Source organism: Methylobacterium iners (assembly GCF_022179305.1).
In the GTDB taxonomy this organism is placed as follows: Bacteria; Pseudomonadota; Alphaproteobacteria; order Rhizobiales; family Beijerinckiaceae; genus Methylobacterium; species Methylobacterium iners.
Genome location: NZ_BPQP01000072.1, coordinates 39,769 through 55,886 on the forward strand (window position 1 = coordinate 39,769; position 16,118 = coordinate 55,886).

A 16,118-nucleotide genomic window follows, 5' to 3' on the forward strand; every position below is an offset into this window, starting at 1 on the left:
CTGTCAGCTATCAAGGATCGGGCCGCTTCTCAGCCGGCGTCCGGCTCGACGAAGCGCGGAAACAGCCCGCTCGGCGCGGGCAGGGCGGCGCCGGGGACGAGCCGCCCGCCCTCCCCCAGATCGGCGATGCGGCGATCCTCCGGCGCCACCGCGAGAAGGTCGAGGAGTTTGGCGGCCGAGCCCGGTATGAAGGGCTGGACCAGGATGCCGATCGCCCGCAGGGTCTCGGCCACGACGTAGAGGCAGGCGCCCATCCGCGCGGGATCGGTCTTGCGCAGGACCCAGGGCTTCTGGGCGTCGAAGTAGCGGTCGCAGGCCGTGACGAGGGTCCAGATCTCACTGAGCGCCGTGTGCAGCGCGAGCCGGTCCATCGCGGCGCGGACAGTCTCGGGCAGGACGTCGGCGAGCGCCAGCAGCGCCCGGTCGTCCGCGGTGAGGTCGCCGTGCTCGGGCACCCTCCCCTCGCAGTTCTTGGCGATCATCGAGAGCGAGCGCTGGGCGAGGTTGCCGAGGCCGTTCGAGAGGTCCGCCGTGTAACGGGTGATGATCGCCTCGTGGCTGTAATTGCCGTCGCTGCCGAAGGGTACCTCCCGCAGCACGAAGTGACGCACGGCGTCGACGCCGTAGGCGCCGATCAGGTCGAAGGGATCGACGACGTTGCCGAGAGACTTCGACATCTTCTCGCCCTTGGAGAGCAAGAAGCCATGACCGAAGACGCGCTTGGGCAGCGGCAACCCCGCCGACATCAGGAAGGCCGGCCAATAGACCGCGTGGAAGCGCACGATGTCCTTGCCGATCACGTGGAGGTCCATCGGCCAGAACTTTTTCCGCGTGTCGGCCTCGTCCGGGAAGCCCGTGACGGTGACGTAGTTCGTCAGCGCGTCGACCCAGACATACATGACATGGTCCGGGTGGCCCGGCACCGGCACACCCCAGTCGAAATTGGTGCGGCTGACCGAGAGATCCTTGAGGCCTGAGCGGACGAAGCTCGCGACCTCGTTCCGCCGCGTCTCAGGGCCGATGAAGTCAGGCTGCTCCTCGTAGAGCGCAAGCAGGCGGTCCCCATAAGCCGAGAGCCGGAAGAGGAAGTTCTCCTCCTCCATCCAGGCGACCGGCGTGCCGGTGGCCTTCGCTCGCCGCTCGCCGTCGGGGCCGGTCTCGGTCTCGTCCTCGGCGTAGTAGGCCTCGTCGCGCACCGAGTACCAGCCGGCATATTTCGACAGGTAGATGTCGCCCCGCGCCTCCATCCGCCGCCAGATCTCCTGGACGCTGGCGTAATGGGCGGGCTCGGTGGTGCGGATGAAGCGGTCGTAGGAGCAGTCCAGCGCGTCGGCCATCGCCTGGAAGCGCGCGGCCATGTCGTCGACGAAGGCGCGGGGCGCGAGGCCGGCCCGGGCGGCGGTCTGCTGGATCTTGAGGCCGTGCTCGTCGGTGCCCGTCGTGAACAGCACGTCGTAGCCGTCGAGCCGCTTGAAGCGGGCGATGGCGTCGGTGGCGATCACCTCGTAGGCGTGGCCGATATGGGGCGCGCCGTTGGGGTAGGAGATCGCGGTCGAGATGCCGAAGGTCTTTTCCGCGCCGTCTGTGGCCGTCACGTCCTGTCATCCCCGGATACGCGGTTCATCGGATCGCAGGACGGGGCGTCCCGCTGTCGGCCCTCCCCCGGCTCAGGCCGCACGGACGGCACCGGCGAGATCGCCGAACAGGGAGAGGACGAGGGGCCGGCGGTCGAGATTGTAGGTTGCGGCCTCCCGCGCGGCGCGGGCGATCTTGTCACACACCTCGACGAGGGCGGCAAGGCGAGCCGGCGGCTCGTGCCGGCGCCGGTCGAGCTCGTCCGAGACGAAGCGGAAGACGGTCTCCAGGCTCGCCGCGAACAGCTCCTCCGCCTCGCGCGGGGCGAGGCGCTCGGCGAGCGCCAGGATGCGGCGCCAATCCGGCTGGTCAAGACGGGCGAGCAGCGCCTCGACCTCCGCCACGAGGCTGGCCGTCGCGGGGTCGAGCATCGCCACCGCCCGGGCGACCGAGCCCTCGGAAAGGGCCGCCGCCCGGGCGAGCGCCTCCGGTGCGGGCGCGGGGAAGGGCGGCGACAAGCCGGTGACCACCGCGCCGACCTGCTCAATCGTCAGCGGCCGCAGGGTCAGGGCGCGGCAGCGCGAGCGGATCGTGGGGAGCAGGCGGCCCGGCGCGTGGCTGACGATCAGGAAGAGCGCGCGGGCAGGCGGTTCCTCGATCATCTTGAGCAGCGCATTGGCGCTGTTGGCGTTCAGGTCCTCGGCGCTGTCGACGATGCAGATCCGGTAGCCGGCCTGGCCTCCCGTCGAGCCGAACAGGTCGAGGGCGCGGCGCGCGGCATCGACCGAGATCTTGGTCGCCAGCGTCTTGGCGCCCGGGGGGCGGGTCCGGCGCAGGGCCACGAGATTGGGATGGGACAGGGCCGCCACGCCGCGGGAGGCGGGATGGGCGGGGTCGACGGCCAGCGTCCCCGGCTGCCCCCCGTCGGGATGGGCGAGGAGCCAGCGCGCCACGCGATAGGCCAGCGTCGCCTTGCCGATGCCGCGCGGGCCGCCGATCAGCCAGGCGTGATGGAGCCGGCCCGCGCCGATCGCGGCGGCGAAGGCGGCCCCGGCCTCCTCGTGCCCCACGAGCCCGGCCTGCTCGCGCGGACGCGGGATGCCGGCGAGGTCGCCCGGCTCGACATCCTCGGGGGCGCGGTCAGGCGGCATCGTGGCGGCTCTCCGGTCCCTCGGCGCCCTTCTCCAACAAGCCGGGCATGCGCTCGGCAACGACCGCCCGGATGGCCGCCTCCACCGCCTCGGCCTCCGCGCCCGCGTCGATGACGGCGCAGCGCTCCGGCTCGGCCGCGGCGATGCGGAGAAATGCCTCGCGCAGGCGGCGATGGAAATCCAGGGTCTCCGCCTCGAAGCGGTCCGGCTCCTCGGACGGTCCCGACCGCGCTCTCGCTCGAGCAAGTCCGATCTCCGGGTCGAGGTCGAGGATCAGGGTGAGGTCGGGCTGGGTTGGTCCCACCACCACGCGCTCAAGACTCGCCAGGAGCGCGGGTTCGATGCCCCCGGCCGCGCCCTGATAGGCGCGGGTCGAATCCGTGAAGCGGTCGCACAGGACGATTTCGCCGCGGGCCAACGCCGGGCGGATCAGGGTGTCGAGGTGGTCGATGCGGGCGGCCGAGAACAGCAGCGCCTCCGCGAAGGGGCCGTAGGGCTTGGCCACGCCCGCGAGCAACGCCTCGCGGATCGCCTCGGCCCGGGGCGAACCACCTGGCTCGCGGGTGGTCAGCACCAGGTGATGTCCCCCGCGGCGCAGGTGCTCGGCGAGGCGGGCAATCTGAGTCGACTTGCCCGCCCCCTCCCCGCCCTCGAAGGTGATGAAGACGCCTCGGCCCAGAGCCTCGGTCCCAGATCGCGTCACGAGGCGTTGCTGGCCTTGCCGAAGGCGCGGCGGAACAGGCCGGTCCCGAATTCAAGGGCTGCGTCGAGCGCCCGCTGCGGGATGGTGCCGGCGGCGACCGTCTCGGCGGCGTAGAGGGGCTGGTCGAGGGCCTGGGTCTCGCCGCGCATGACGCGCAGGCGGGCGATCTCGCGGCCCTGCTCGACCGGCGCGGTGAGCGGGCCCGTGTAGACGACGCGGGCCGTCACGCGGTCGCCCGAGCCTTTGGGCAGCAGGAGCCGGACGGGTTTGCGGGCCACGAGAGGCACGCCGCCGCGCTCGCCGCCATAGACGGAGGCCTCGGCCACGGTCTCGCCGGCGGCGAAGATCTGGCGCGGCTCGAAGGCGCGAAAACCCCATTCGACGATCTTGCGGGACTCGGCGGCGCGGTCGCGGGCGGTCTTGAGGCCGGAGATCACCATGACGAGACGCTGCCCGTTCTGCACGGCCGAGCCGGCGAGCGCATAGCCGGATTCCTCGAGATAGCCCGTCTTGAGGCCGTCGGCGCCGATATCGAGGGTCAGCAGCGGGTTGCGGTTCTGCTGCTTGATCTTGTTCCAGGTGAACTCGCGCTCGGAGTAGATCTTGTAGAAGTCGGGATAGGTCTCGATGAGGTGGATCGAGAGCTTGACGAGGTCGCGCGCCGTCACCTTCTGGTCGGGCGCCGCGTAGCCGGTGGCGTTGCGGAAGGTCGAGCGCGTCAGGCCGATCTCCTTCGCCCGCGCCGTCATCATCCGCCCGAAATTCTCCTCCGAGCCGGCGATCCCTTCCGCGAGCGCGATCGCCGCGTCGTTGCCCGACTGGACGATGAGGCCGCGCAGGAGGTCGGAGAGCTTGATGCGGCTGTTGAGCTGCGCGAACATCGAGGAGCCGCCGCCCCCCGCCCCGCCGCGCCGCCAGGCGTCCTCCGAGATCTGGAACTCGCTCTCCATGGTGAGCCGGCCCTGCCGGATCTCATTGAACACGATCTCGGCGGTCATCAGCTTGGCCATGCTGGCCGGGGAGAAGGGCTCGTCGGCCGCCTTCTCGAACAGGACCGACCCGGAATCCGCGTCGACCAGGATCGCGTGGGACGCGGCCGTCTGATAGGCCTGGGCCCGTGCGCCCGAGAGGCCGGCGGGGGTCCCCAGGAGGAGAGCGCCGGCGATGCACGCCGTGGCCGCCCGGATCCATCTCATACGCATGATCGCCTCACACCTGCCGACCGGGAACGGTCAGCCCCCGGCCCCCGGTTCCGCAAGCGTGACGATATAGCGGTTTCGGCCAGGATCGGCCAGGAATCGAACGCCCCTTCTCGCGCGGCGGCGCTGAATCCTGTGTCCGGACGAGGAGGCTCGCTCCCTCCCGCCACCCGGCGGGGGAGGAGACCGCGCTGGCAGCTCTCAGTAGATCTCGGCGATCTGCGAGCGGCGCGGCGGCGCCGCCTTCGCGAGTGGCAGAGCGGGCGTCTTGCCGACCGGGGCCGTCGCGAGCTTGGCGATGGCGAGCTTCGAGGTGGCCGGCAGCGGCGCGACGGACCGGGAGGGCGCGGGCGGCAGGGCGGCCGTCCGGGTCGCCGGGGCGAGCGTCGGCCGCGGACCGGGCTGGGCGGGCTTCTGGGCGACGATCGCAACGAGGCCGCTGCGAGGGCCCGCGAGGTTCAGGCCAGTCGGAGCGGGCTTGCCCGCCAGTCCGGCCGCGGCGAGCTGCATCGTGGGCCGCGCGCCGGAGGGGGCGGGCTTGACCCCCGCAAGCGGGGCTGGCGCGGGCGGCTCGCGGCCGGCGACCGGGGCCGGCCGGAACGCCGTCTGGGCGACCCGGGTCGGCTGCAGGGCCGCGGGGACCGCGACGGTCGGGGCCGCCGCGACGACGACGGACGCGGGACGCGTCGGACGCGGCACCGGGGGGGCCTCGTCCTGAGGGTCCGGCCGGAAGGCGAGCGCAGGACGGGCGGGCCGCGACAGCCGCTCGACGGGCGGCTCCGCCTCCGGCCCGAGATCGGCCATCATCACAGGCGCGCGGCCGCGGATGCCGGCGGGCTGGCCGTCGGTGCGCAGCGTCGCCATGAGCTTGCGGTCGTCGCTCCCCGCGGTCGAGGCCTTGCCGACATACTCGACGCGCACCCGCGCCGTGCCGCGCCGACGGAAGTCGAGGGCCTGGGCCGCCTCCTCCGACACGTCGATCAGGCGGTCGGCGTGGTAGGGGCCGCGGTCGTTCACCCGTACGATCATCGAGTGGCCGTTGGCGAGGTTCGTCACCCGGGCGTAGCTCGGCAGCGGCATCGTGGGATGGGCGGCCGCGATGGAATTGCGGTCGAAGACCTCGCCGTTGGCGGTCAGGCGGCCGTGGAAGGCGGCACCGTACCAAGAGGCGAGGCCCTCGCGGATGTAACCCTTGGCGTCCTCGCGCGGCACGTAGGTCCGGCCGGCCACGACGTAGGGTTTGCCGGAGAAGCGGCGGCCGCCGCCCTTGGGAATCACGTCGCCCTCGTTGTAGAGGCGCGGGCTCGCCTTGACGCCGTATTTCGGGTCGATCCCGGAGCCCGACCCCGAGGGAGCCGCGTATTTCTGGGGGTTATTGGCGCAGTTGGCGGTCGCCAGAGCGAGGCCTGAGACAGCGAGGAGCCGCCAAAAGGGCACCGTCCGCGCGAGCTGTCGCGCGGCCTTCGTGGAACCCGCCATCACCCGATCCGCCCTGCCCGCCGCCTACGCCACACAGGGCCGCGCCGGCGCGGTGGGCGGGCCGGCGAAACCTTTCGAGGGCGTGCCACCAACGGGGGCCCGTCCTCGGAACACCGACAATTGTCGATCTGGCGTAAAGGAAGGCTGAACGGTACTCCGACCCGTGACCGCTCGCGGCCGGCCTCAGCGCCCGTCAGGCTTGGTGAGCCCGTCGATGGAGCGGGCGCCGCGCTGCTTGAACAGCAGGTCGAGGGCCTCGAGCATCAGGGCGTGCATCTTGGTCCGCTCCGCGTAGGCGAGGTCGCGGAGCTGATCGTAGACCGGCGGCTCCAGATAGACCGACATCTGGCGCGCCCGCGCCTTCAGCGTCGTCGCGGGCTTCGCCGCGGGCGCGGCGCCGGTGTCGAGCTGAACGATCTCGGCGGTCTGGACCGGCCTGACGGGATTCGCTGCGGCGACGATGGAGGCGAGGTTTGGCTTAAGCGGCTTTGACATGCTTGGAGACCTGCATCCGCTTCTCGATCCAGGTCCAGAGCTTGCGCACTTCCGCCGCCGCCTGGCCCTTCGGGTTGAACTCGGTGACGCCCTGGCCGACGCCGATGGCGTCCTGGTGATCGGTGCGGGCGACGATGTTGACGTCGGGCAGGATGCCGAGCACCGCGAGCCCGTCGGCCGCGTCGCGGATGCGGTAGGAGCGCGGCGGCGTCTGGTTCAGCACGAAGGCGAATTTCTTTTCAAGGCGGTAGACGGCCGCCAGCGTCGGCTTGAAGGCGCGCAGGTCGGCCGGCGTCGGGCGGCAGGGGATGATGCAGAGGTCGGCGGCGCGGATCGCCGAGAGGGTGCCGGTCGAATCGACGCCGGGCGTGTCGATGAAGACGTAGTCGTAATCCGAGGCGCGCAGCTCCGCCATGACCGCGTCGATCTGGGTCGCGTCGATCTGGGCGACCTCGGGACCCTCGGCGGTGCGGTGGTCGAGCCAGTCGCTGATGGTCGCCTGGCGGTCCATCTCGAGGATGCAGACGGAGAGGCCGCGCTCCTGGGCGGCGACGGCGAGCGAGATGCACAGCGTGCTCTTGCCGCTGCCCCCCTTCTGCGTGACGAACGTGATGGCCTTCATCCTGACGCCCTCCCGCGGATGGCTCCTGGTCCTTCGAGGCCCGCGGCCCGCGCCGCGTCCTGTGACCCAGGGATGCCCTGATCACGGGGTTTGGCCGATCATGGTTAACGAACGGTTAAGCTGGACCACGCAGAACACCGACGGAAACGATCGATAAGGCAATTTGAGGTTGCCTCTGCTGACGGTAATTCGCGCAGGGCTCTTTCATCCGGTGAGGCTTTTGCGTAGGCTGGTCGCACCTGGAGCCCGGCAGGGCAGCGTATAAACCTCAGGTTTCTATCGGCGCCGGACCGGTCGGGTGTTAAGGAAAGCCATGTCGCGGCCCCTGCTCCGGCCTCCGGCCCTCCACGCCGACGACTTCGCCGCGGCTCTCGCCGCCTCTGGCGTGATCGGGGCCTGGCGCCACGATCTCTGGGCCGATCGCCTCGTGCTCGACACGCCCCTTGCCGCCCGGCTCGGCATCGATCCGGACGAGGGCGCGCGGGGCGTGCCGCTGGCGGCCCTCCTGGCGGCGGCCCACCCCGAGGACCAGGCCCGGCTGGAGAACGCCCTGCACGCCGCGGGCGAGTTCGGCGGCCCCTTTGCGGTCGAGTTTCGCACCGGCGCGCAGCGGCTGGCCCTGCGCGGCCGCATCGTCAGCGACGTGTCGGGCCAACCGGCGTAGGGCCAGGGCATCGCCCTGGATCTCGGTGAGAAGGTCGAGCCGGGCGCGCCGCGAGAGGACCAGCGCCTCCTGAACCGCGCGGCCGAGCACGCGCTGGCGCTGCGCGGCCTCGCCGAGACGCTGGAGCGGCCCGGGCTCCGCCGCCTCGTCGACGCCCTGATGCTGGAGGTTGGCCGCGAGCTCGCCCGCCACCTGCACGGGGCGGGCGAGGGCCGGCCGCAATAGATGAAGTCCGGCCCTAGGGAAGCGCCGAGACCTCCTGCACCGGCAAGCCGCCGCGGAACAGCAGGTGGCGCAAGGCAGCGCTCGCATCAGGGCCAGGCCGTGCGAGCGCCTCCGCATAGGCGCTGATCAGTTCCGCGCAGGCGCCCCGGGCTCCGCTCGCGCCTCGCGGCGTCTCGCCGGCAAGAACCTGCTGCGCGAGCGCGACATCCCCTGCCCCGCCGATGATCGAACAGATGTCGGAGGGTGCGGCGCGCATCGCCTTGAGCAGGTAGCGGCCGAGCCCCAGGACGGGCGCGGCCTCGGCGCCGCGCGCCGCGCGCATCACCTCCGCCGCCGCCAGGCGCCGCAATCCGTCGAGAGCCTCGCCCTCGGAGACCCCGGCGCGGTAGGCGTCGCGGTACCAGAGCGCCAGGCGCTCGGTCAGCCCGGGAACCTCCTTGAACTCGGCGAGCAGGTCGAGGTTGCGCAGGATCGCCGCGCGGGCCGCGTCAAGGCTGTCGTCGTCGTCGAGGCCCGAATCGGGGAAGCGCCCGCTGTCGACCACGCCCGTGGCGACCCGCGCCGCGAGGAGCCGCGCCGCATCCGGAACCCAGAGGTCGTCGGACGCGACCTGCAGGGCCTCGGTTGCGAAGGCCGCATCGACGCCGGCTGCCAGGTAGGCGCGACGCTCAGGGCTGGCATCGGCCTGGAAGGCCTGCCCGAACAGGCCGGGCTCGTAGGGCGCATGGAAGCCGAGCCGGGAGCTCGCCTGGATGAGGCGCTCGCGCCCGCGCACGAAGACCAGGGTGCAGGCCGAGACGCAATAATCGGGCACGTAGGTGACGAGGCCCCGCGCCGCGACGCGCGCGGCGATCGCCTCGGCCTCGTCGACGAGCCCGCCCTCGCTGGTGAGATGGATGCGCTCGACCTGGCGGTTCGCGTCGAGGAGTTGCCCAAGACGGTCCGCCGCGCCCTCCGCGATCTCACCCCACAGCCGGAGATCGCGGCCTCCCGGACCCAAGGTGATGCGGGTCGCGATCGGCTGCGGCCGGGTCTGGAGACGGCCTTCCAACGCGAGGGAGAGGCCCGCGTAGGTCTTCGTGAGGGCGGCCGGGCCAGCGAGGCAGGCCAGCCCCGCTGCGGCCAGCGCCAGGCCGGCGAGCCCGAGAGCGATGCGGCTGCGACTGCGACTGCGCCCTGCCCCGACAAGTCCCATGCGCTCGCCCCGATGTCAGGATGAAGAGATCGGCCCAGTATTCACCGGCCGAAGTCTCAAGCAAGCATCCTGCCAGTTTGAACATTGTGGACCCTAGTCATCGATATCGATGCGAGAGGTGTTTTGCTCATCTGAACCGCGAAAGGCGGCACAAACGTCCACGAAGCGGCGCGATGCTGGCATTCTTATCCGCGGCGGGGGCCAATCTGTCGCAGGCGCGAACTGTGCTCTTCTTCAGCTCCGGGTCGGGCTGCGCAGCAGGTAGGTGTCCATGATCCAGCCGTGGCGCGCGCGCGCCTCGCGCCGGGCCTCCCGGATCGCATCGCCGACGTCGCCGAGCCGCCCGGCCCGGAGGATCTCGTCGGCCGTGCCGAGATAGGCGCCCCAGTGGATCGTCAGGTCCGGGTCGAGATGGTCGAAGCGCGGGTCCCCGTCGAGCATCACCACGACGGTGTCGGCGCCCGCGGGCAGCCCCTCGGCCACAAGCCGGCCAGTGGTGATGTGGACCGGCGCGCCGATCCGGTTGAGGGGGATACGGTGGCTCGCGGCCAGCGCCTGGACACTGCTGATGCCCGGGATGACCCGGTGCGTGAAGGCGACCCGCTCCCGTGCCGCAACCCGGTCGATGATCCGCAGGGTGCTGTCGTAAAGAGAGGGATCGCCCCAGACCAGGAAGGCGCCGCACTCGTCCTCGCCCAGACCCGCGATCATCGCCTCGTAGAGATCGGCCCGCGCCTCGTGCCAGGCATCGACGGCCGCCGGGTAATCGGCGGGCGCGCGGTCCCGCTCGGGGTCCGGCGCCTCGACGAAGCGATAGGGCCGCGCGGTGATGTAGCGCTCGCAGATCTGCCGGCGGATTCGGACGAGCGCGGCCTTGTCGTACCCCTTGTCGAGGACGAACACGGCGTCGACACCATTCAGCGCGGCGACCGCCTGCATCGTGACGTGTTCGGGATTGCCGGTCCCGATGCCGATGACGAGGATCTGTCTCAAGGCGCGTCCGGACCTGCCGCGTGCGGCTCGGCCGCGAGGGCGCTTCCTGTGGCCTTCCGCCCGGTTGCGTCAACCTGGGTCCGCTGGGAACGGCGGCGCCCCCCGGTTTGATTGCGGCGCTCAGATGAAGATCAGGCAGACGCCCAGGATGGCGGCCTGCGCGACGAAGAGCGCCAACAAGATCCACAGGGTCGGATCATTGCGAGAGGTGAGCCTGCTCACGTCGAACGGTCACTCCATCACCTGGCCGCGACGGGAAAAACGCATCGCACGACTGGGACGAGGCCGCGTTACGGAATGTTAAAGCTTTGCGATTCGATGGGTTGTTGCGAGTAGATCAGCCGAACGCCTTGCGGAATGCTGTCAGGCGGCGCTTCGAATACACGCTGAGGGTCGGACTCGGCTGCGCCGGGGCTCGGATGGCTGCGAGCGGCTCAGGCTCACTGTCGCGCTAGCCCGCGCCATGCTAGACTTGGCGCCGGAATGAGACTCGCCCGGCACATGGCTGCGTTCTGGCTGGCGGTGATCGCGACGATCGCCGTCCTCGGGCTGCCGTCCTCCGCTCTCGCCCATCAGGGTCACCGTCACGGGCTCCATGACGGCGGGCACGGCCACTCCGCCCCGGCCGACATTCGGCACGGGCGAGACGCCAAGGTCTCTCGGGCGATGACCGCCGAGGCGGCCACCCTCACGACTGAGGCAGATGCACCCGGCGAGAGCCTCGCCTGCACCGGCCCCTGCTGCGGGGCCGGCGGTCATTGCTGCGCCGGCGGCCTCGTACCGGAGGCGGGCGCAGGCCCCTTCGCGGATCGCTCCGGCGGGCCGGCACTCGCCCGCGATCCCCCGGCACGGCTGGGCATCGTCCCGGAAGCCCTGCCCGAACCTCCGAGATCCTTCGCCTGACGCGACGCCCGCGTCCGATGCGCCACGGCTGAACCCGGCCGGCGCCGGATGGCCGTTTCCGTGTTCCGGTGAAAGATCCCTTCCATGCCTCTCCGTCCCGCGGCCGCCGCCTGCGCGCTCGCCCTCGCCCTGCTCACCTCGCTCGGCGACGCCTTCGCCCATGAGGGCCACGACCACGCGGCGCCCTCCCCCCTCGTGACCCCGGCGCCGGCCTCCGGCCCGCGAGCCGAGGCGGCCTCCTCGCGCTTCGAACTCGTCGCCCTACCCCGGGGCGAGGTGCTGGTGCTCTATCTCGACCGCTTCGCCACCAACGCGCCGGTGCTTGAGGCCGCGGTGAGCGTCGAGACGCCAAACGGGCGCGTCGCCGCCGCGCCGACCCCGGACGGGACCTACCGCCTCGCCGCTCCCTGGCTCGGACGGGCGGGGCATCACGACCTGTCCGTGTCGGTGACCGAGGCGGGCGAGACGGACGTGCTCGACCTCGCCCTCGACATCCCCGCGCCCGCCCCGACGGCGGCCCCTGCCTCGTCCGAAACGGCGGCGGACGCGCTGCGGGCGCATCTCGCCCGGCAGAACCCCCTTGCGACCGCGGCCGGCGGCTTCATCCTCGGCCTCGCCACGGTGCTGCTGATGCGCGGGCGGCGCCTGGTTCCGACCCTGGCGATGATCGCGGTGACCGCGACGCTCCTGATCGGTACGGCCGTCGCGCATGAGGGTCATGACCACGGCGCCGCGCCGGTTCAGGCGGGCGGAGCCGGTGGCATGGCGCTCGCCGCCCCCCTGCCCGGCGAGCGGGCCGCGCGGCTTGAGGACGGCTCCGTCTTCGTGCCCAAGGCGACGCAGCGCCTCCTCGCCCTGCGCACCACCATGGTCGCACCCGAGATCGTCGCCCGCACCCTCGAATTGCCGGGCCGGGTCGTCCCCGATCCCAACGCCAGCGGCGTGGTGCAATCCTCCGTCGGCGGACGCCTCGCCGCCCCCGAGGGCGGGTTCCCGCGCCTCGGGACGCGGGTGCGCCGGGGCGCGGTGCTCGCCACGGTGACGCCGCCGGTCCAGGCGGTGGACGTCTCCGACATGCGCCAGCGCCAGGGCGAGCTCGACCAGCAGATCGCGATCGTGGCGAGGCGCGTCGCCCGGTTCGAGCGCCTCGCGCCGACGGGGGCGCTGGCGCAGACCCAGCTCGACGACGCCCGCTCCGAGCTCGAGGGCCTGAGGGACCGCCGCGCCGCCCTCGACCGGGTGCGCGGCGAGCCGGAGGCGCTGGTCGCCCCCGTCGACGGGGTGATCGCCGAGACCAACGTGGCGGCCGGGGCGATGGCGGTGCCGGGCAGCGTCCTGTTCCGCATCGTCGAGCCGGGCCGGCTCTGGATCGAGGCGCTGAGCTTCGAGACGCCCGAGGACGACGCTCCGGCGAGCGCCCGGCTCGGCGACGGGCGGATCCTGGCGCTGAGTCCCCGCGGCATCGGGCTTGCCGACCGCAACCAGGCAGTCCCCGTCCAGTTCGCGGTGGAGGGCGACACCACCGGGCTGCGGCTTGGCCAGTTCGTCACCGTCCTCACCTCGGCCGTGGGCGAGCGCCGGGGCCTGCCAGTGCCCCGCGGCAGTGTTCTGCGCAGCGAGGGTACGACTCGCATCTACGAGCATGTCGGGGCCGAGCGCTTCGTCGGGCGCCCCGTCCGGGCCGAGCCCCTCGATGCCGAGCGAATGCTGATCGCCGAGGGTCTGGAGCCGGGCCGCCGCGTCGTCGTCGAGGGCGTCGAGCTCCTGGATCAGGTCCGCTAGATGTTCGCCGCCCTCGTCGCCGCTTCCTTACGCAACCGGCTGCTCGTGCTCGCGCTCTCGGCCGCCCTGGTGGTCGCGGGCCTGCTCGCCCTCACCCGGCTGCCCGTCGACGTCCTGCCCGATCTCAACCGGCCGACCGTGACGGTGATGACCGAGGCCGAGGGCCTGGCACCCTCGGAAGTCGAGCAGCGGGTCACCTACCCGATCGAGACCCGGATGAACGGGCTTCCGGGCGTGACGCGGGTGCGCTCGGTCTCCGGCATCGGCCTCTCCGTCGTCACGGTCGAGTTCGATTGGGACACCGACCTGTTTCGCGATCGCCAGTTCGTCGCCGAGCGCCTGGCGCTCGCCCGCGCCGAGCTGCCCCCCGGCGTCGCGCCCCAGATGGGGCCGGTCGCCTCGATCATGGGCGGCATCCTCCTCGTCGCAGTCACGGGCCCCGAGGCGAGCCCGATGCAGCTGCGCGAGACGGCGGATTTCACGATCCGGCCGCGGCTCCTGGCGATCCCGGGCGTGGCGCAGGTGATCCCGATCGGCGGCGAGGTCCGCCAGTTCCGGGTGGCGCCGAACCCGGCCGCGATGCGGGGGCTCGGCGTGACGAACGAGGCGCTCGAGCGGGTGCTGCAGGGCTTCGGCGGCAATGCCGGGGGCGGCATCGCGGAAGCCGGTGGGCGCGAGGTCCTGATCCGCGCCGTCGGACGAAGCTTGAGCCTCGACGACCTGCGCAGCCTCGCGATTCCGACGCCGAGCGGCCCGGTCTACCTGCGGCAGGTCGCGGAGGTCTCCTTCGCCGCCAAGCCGAGGCGGGGCGATGCCGGCTTCATGGGCCGGCCGGCCGTGGTGGTCTCCGTGGAGAAGCAGCCGGGCGTCGACACGATGCGGCTCACGGGGGCCGTCGAGGCGGCGCTTGCCGAGCTGAAACCCGCCCTGCCCCGCGGGATCGAGGCGCAAAAAATCCTGTTCCGCCAGGCGGACTTCATCGAGACCTCGCTCGGCAACGTCCTGCAGGTCTTGGCCGAGGCCGCCGCCGTTGTGGCGCTCGTCCTGTTCGCCTTCCTCCTCAACCTGCGCACCACCGTGATCTCGCTCTCCGCGATCCCCGTCTCGATCCTCGCCACGGCGGCGATCTTCTCGGCGCTCGGGCTCTCCATCAACACGATGACCCTCGGCGGCATCGCCATCGCGGTCGGCGAGCTCGTCGACGACGCGGTGGTCGACGTCGAGAACATTTTACGCCGCCTGCGCGAGAACCGCCTGGCCGGCGAACCCCGCTCGGTCTTCGCGGTGATCGTCGCGGCCTCGAACGAGGTCCGCTCCGGCATCGTCTACGCCACCGCCATCGTCTGCCTCGTCTTCCTGCCGCTCTTCGCGCTCTCAGGCATCGAGGGCCGGCTCTTCGCGCCGCTCGGCCAAGCCTACATCGTCGCCATCCTGTGCAGCCTCGCGATTTCGGTGACCCTGACGCCGGCGCTGGCCTCCTGGCTGCTGCCGGCCCTGGCGCGGCGACAGGACCGGGAGAGTCGCCTGATCCGCGCCCTGAAGCGGTGGAACGCCTCAATCGTCGGCTGGGCCCTCGCTTGCCAGGCTCCCGTGATGGCGGCCGCACTCGTCGCGGTCGGCCTCGCCGCGCTCGGGGCGACCGGTTTGCCGCGCGCCTTCCTGCCGGCCTTCAACGAGGGCTCCTTCACCGTCAACCTCGCCCTGGCGCCGGGCACCTCGCTCAGCGAATCCGCCCGCCTCGGCGCCATCGCCGAGCGCCTGGCGGCGGAGATCCCGGGCGTCGAAGTCGTGGGGCGGCGCACGGGCCGGGCCGAGCTCGACGAGCACGCGGAGGGCGTCCATTCGACCGATCTCGAGGTGCGGCTGAAACCTGGGGCGCGAGACCGCGATGCGGTCGCCGCCGACATCCGCGACCGGCTCGCCCTGCTGCCGGTCGCGGTCAATCTCGGCCAGCCGATCTCGCACAGGATCGACCACATGCTCTCGGGCGTCCGCGCCGAGATCGCGGTGAAGCTGTTCGGCGACGACCTCGACGTCCTGCGCCGAAGCGCCGAGGGCCTGCGCACGGCGCTCGCGGCCGTCCCCGGGCTCGCCGACCTCCAGGTCGAGAAGCAGGTCCGCGTGCCTCAGCTCGAGATCCGCGTCGATCCCGTCCGGGCGGCGCTCTACGGCATCGCCCCGGCCGCACTCGTGGAGACGGTCTCGCGGCTCGCCAACGGACGGATCGTCTCGACCCTCGTCGACGGCACCCGCCGCTTCGACGTCGTGCTGCGCCTGGCCGAGCCCGCCCGCTCGGTGGCCGCGCTCGCCGATCTCCCGATCGAGACCCCCGCCGGCTGGGTGCCGGTGCGGGCGATCGCCGACGTGACGGAGCGCGACGGCCACAACCAGATCCTGCGCGAGAACGGCAGGCGGCGCCTCGTCGTCCAGGGCAACCTCGCGCCCGGCGCCGATGCGGGCGCGGCGACGGGGGCGATCCGCTTGCTTCTCGCCCGGACCGCGCTGCCCGAGGGCGTCACCGCCCGGCTCGAGGGCAGCGCCGAGGCGCAGGGGCAGGCCATGCGCACGGTGGGGGTTTTTAAGCCTCGTCTCGCTAATGCTGGTCTTCGCCCTGCTCGCGAGCCGCTACCGCTCCGGGGTGCTCGCGCTCATCGTGATGTGCAGCGTGCCGCTGGCGCTGATCGGCAGCGTAGCGGCGCTCGCCCTGTTCGGGCTTCGCCTCGATGATCGGCTTCGTGACGCTCACCGGCATCGTCGCGCGCAACGGCATCCTCAAGATCAGCCACGCCCTTAATCTCAGCCTGACCGAGGGCTTGGCCTTGAGCCCCGCCCTGGTCCTGCGCGCGAGCGAGGAGCGGCTGGTGCCGGTGCTGATGACGGCGCTGTCGGCCGGCATCGCCCTCGTCCCCCTCCTCTTCGACGGGGAGGCGCCCGGAAAGGAGATCCTCCACCCCGTGGCGGTGACGATCTTCGGCGGGCTCGCCTCCGCGACCCTCCTCGACGCCGTGCTGACGCCCGTCCTGCTCCTGCGCTTCGGCGGTCCGGCCTTCGCCAGCCTGCGGGAGTCGCAGGCGGGCGAAGCGGCGGGAGCGCCCGCGCTCTTGTAACGCCGCGGAAATGCGGTCATCGGGA

General features: G+C 72.1%; 12 protein-coding genes and 1 pseudogene. 3 read left to right on the forward strand and 10 right to left on the reverse strand.

Annotated features, from left to right (window positions below; translation table 11 throughout):
• Positions 1 to 29: 29 nt before the first annotated feature.
• The 10 genes from metG to cobF form a co-directional block, all read right to left on the reverse strand.
• A complete protein-coding gene (metG, locus tag MFF55_RS20855) occupies positions 30 to 1,595 on the reverse strand; it encodes a methionine--tRNA ligase (protein WP_238246033.1) in 1,566 nt (521 codons plus the stop codon).
• Between the two features lie 72 nt (positions 1,596 to 1,667).
• Positions 1,668 to 2,726 carry a DNA polymerase III subunit delta' gene (locus MFF55_RS20860; protein WP_238246034.1) on the reverse strand — a complete coding sequence of 353 codons (1,059 nt, stop codon included), beginning with the start codon at positions 2,724 to 2,726 and terminating at the stop codon, positions 1,668 to 1,670.
• Complete coding sequence (tmk, locus tag MFF55_RS20865) at positions 2,716 to 3,429, reverse strand: dTMP kinase (RefSeq protein ID WP_238246035.1); 714 nt, start codon at positions 3,427 to 3,429, stop codon at positions 2,716 to 2,718. Before tmk ends, MFF55_RS20860 begins: the two co-directional genes overlap by 11 nt.
• A complete protein-coding gene (locus tag MFF55_RS20870) occupies positions 3,426 to 4,631 on the reverse strand; it encodes a D-alanyl-D-alanine carboxypeptidase family protein (RefSeq protein WP_238246036.1) in 1,206 nt (401 codons plus the stop codon). Before MFF55_RS20870 ends, tmk begins: the two co-directional genes overlap by 4 nt.
• Before the next feature lie 198 nt (positions 4,632 to 4,829).
• Positions 4,830 to 6,107 (reverse strand): septal ring lytic transglycosylase RlpA family protein, encoded by a 1,278-nt coding sequence (locus tag MFF55_RS20875; RefSeq protein ID WP_238246037.1) that lies wholly within the window; start codon positions 6,105 to 6,107, stop codon positions 4,830 to 4,832.
• 183 nt (positions 6,108 to 6,290) lie between these two features.
• On the reverse strand, positions 6,291 to 6,602 hold the full coding sequence (locus MFF55_RS20880; RefSeq protein WP_238246038.1) for a ribbon-helix-helix domain-containing protein: 312 nt from the start codon (positions 6,600 to 6,602) through the stop codon (positions 6,291 to 6,293).
• Positions 6,586 to 7,224: a division plane positioning ATPase MipZ gene (locus MFF55_RS20885; RefSeq protein ID WP_238246039.1), complete on the reverse strand. Its 639-nt coding sequence runs from the start codon at positions 7,222 to 7,224 to the stop codon at positions 6,586 to 6,588. Before MFF55_RS20885 ends, MFF55_RS20880 begins: the two co-directional genes overlap by 17 nt.
• A 301-nt stretch (positions 7,225 to 7,525) precedes the next feature.
• Positions 7,526 to 8,110 (reverse strand): hypothetical protein, encoded by a 585-nt coding sequence (locus tag MFF55_RS20890; RefSeq protein WP_238246040.1) that lies wholly within the window; start codon positions 8,108 to 8,110, stop codon positions 7,526 to 7,528.
• A gap of 16 nt (positions 8,111 to 8,126) precedes the next feature.
• Positions 8,127 to 9,308, reverse strand: a complete 1,182-nt coding sequence (locus MFF55_RS20895) for a hypothetical protein (RefSeq protein ID WP_238246041.1) — start codon at positions 9,306 to 9,308, stop codon at positions 8,127 to 8,129.
• A 234-nt stretch (positions 9,309 to 9,542) separates the two neighbouring features.
• Positions 9,543 to 10,301, reverse strand: coding sequence for a precorrin-6A synthase (deacetylating) (gene cobF / locus MFF55_RS20900; RefSeq protein WP_238246042.1), 759 nt, complete (start codon positions 10,299 to 10,301; stop codon positions 9,543 to 9,545).
• Positions 10,302 to 10,802: 501 nt separating this feature from the next.
• On the opposite strand from cobF, the gene MFF55_RS20905 reads away from it, so the two are divergent.
• The 3 genes and pseudogenes from MFF55_RS20905 to MFF55_RS20915 all read left to right on the forward strand — a co-directional run bounded on the left by MFF55_RS20905 (position 10,803) and on the right by MFF55_RS20915 (position 16,093).
• Positions 10,803 to 11,204 carry a hypothetical protein gene (locus MFF55_RS20905; protein ID WP_238246043.1) on the forward strand — a complete coding sequence of 134 codons (402 nt, stop codon included), beginning with the start codon at positions 10,803 to 10,805 and terminating at the stop codon, positions 11,202 to 11,204.
• Positions 11,205 to 11,288: 84 nt separating this feature from the next.
• Positions 11,289 to 12,986 (forward strand): efflux RND transporter periplasmic adaptor subunit, encoded by a 1,698-nt coding sequence (locus tag MFF55_RS20910; RefSeq protein WP_238246044.1) that lies wholly within the window; start codon positions 11,289 to 11,291, stop codon positions 12,984 to 12,986.
• Positions 12,987 to 16,093 (forward strand): annotated as a pseudogene (locus MFF55_RS20915) (efflux RND transporter permease subunit).
• Positions 16,094 to 16,118: the final 25 nt, after the last annotated feature.

What these genes read in the sequence shown, in the direction of transcription:
- MFF55_RS20875 (WP_238246037.1), bottom strand. Translation starts at nt 6,107, where the DNA reads ATGGCGGGTTCCACGAAGGCCGCGCGACAGCTCGCGCGGACGGTGCCC.
- MFF55_RS20860 (WP_238246034.1), bottom strand. Translation starts at nt 2,726, where the DNA reads ATGCCGCCTGACCGCGCCCCCGAGGATGTCGAGCCGGGCGACCTCGCC.
- MFF55_RS20870 (WP_238246036.1), bottom strand. Translation starts at nt 4,631, where the DNA reads ATGCGTATGAGATGGATCCGGGCGGCCACGGCGTGCATCGCCGGCGCT.
- MFF55_RS20885 (WP_238246039.1), bottom strand. Translation starts at nt 7,224, where the DNA reads ATGAAGGCCATCACGTTCGTCACGCAGAAGGGGGGCAGCGGCAAGAGC.
- MFF55_RS20880 (WP_238246038.1), bottom strand. Translation starts at nt 6,602, where the DNA reads ATGTCAAAGCCGCTTAAGCCAAACCTCGCCTCCATCGTCGCCGCAGCG.
- MFF55_RS20905 (WP_238246043.1), top strand. Translation starts at nt 10,803, where the DNA reads ATGGCTGCGTTCTGGCTGGCGGTGATCGCGACGATCGCCGTCCTCGGG.
- MFF55_RS20895 (WP_238246041.1), bottom strand. Translation starts at nt 9,308, where the DNA reads ATGGGACTTGTCGGGGCAGGGCGCAGTCGCAGTCGCAGCCGCATCGCT.
- MFF55_RS20910 (WP_238246044.1), top strand. Translation starts at nt 11,289, where the DNA reads ATGCCTCTCCGTCCCGCGGCCGCCGCCTGCGCGCTCGCCCTCGCCCTG.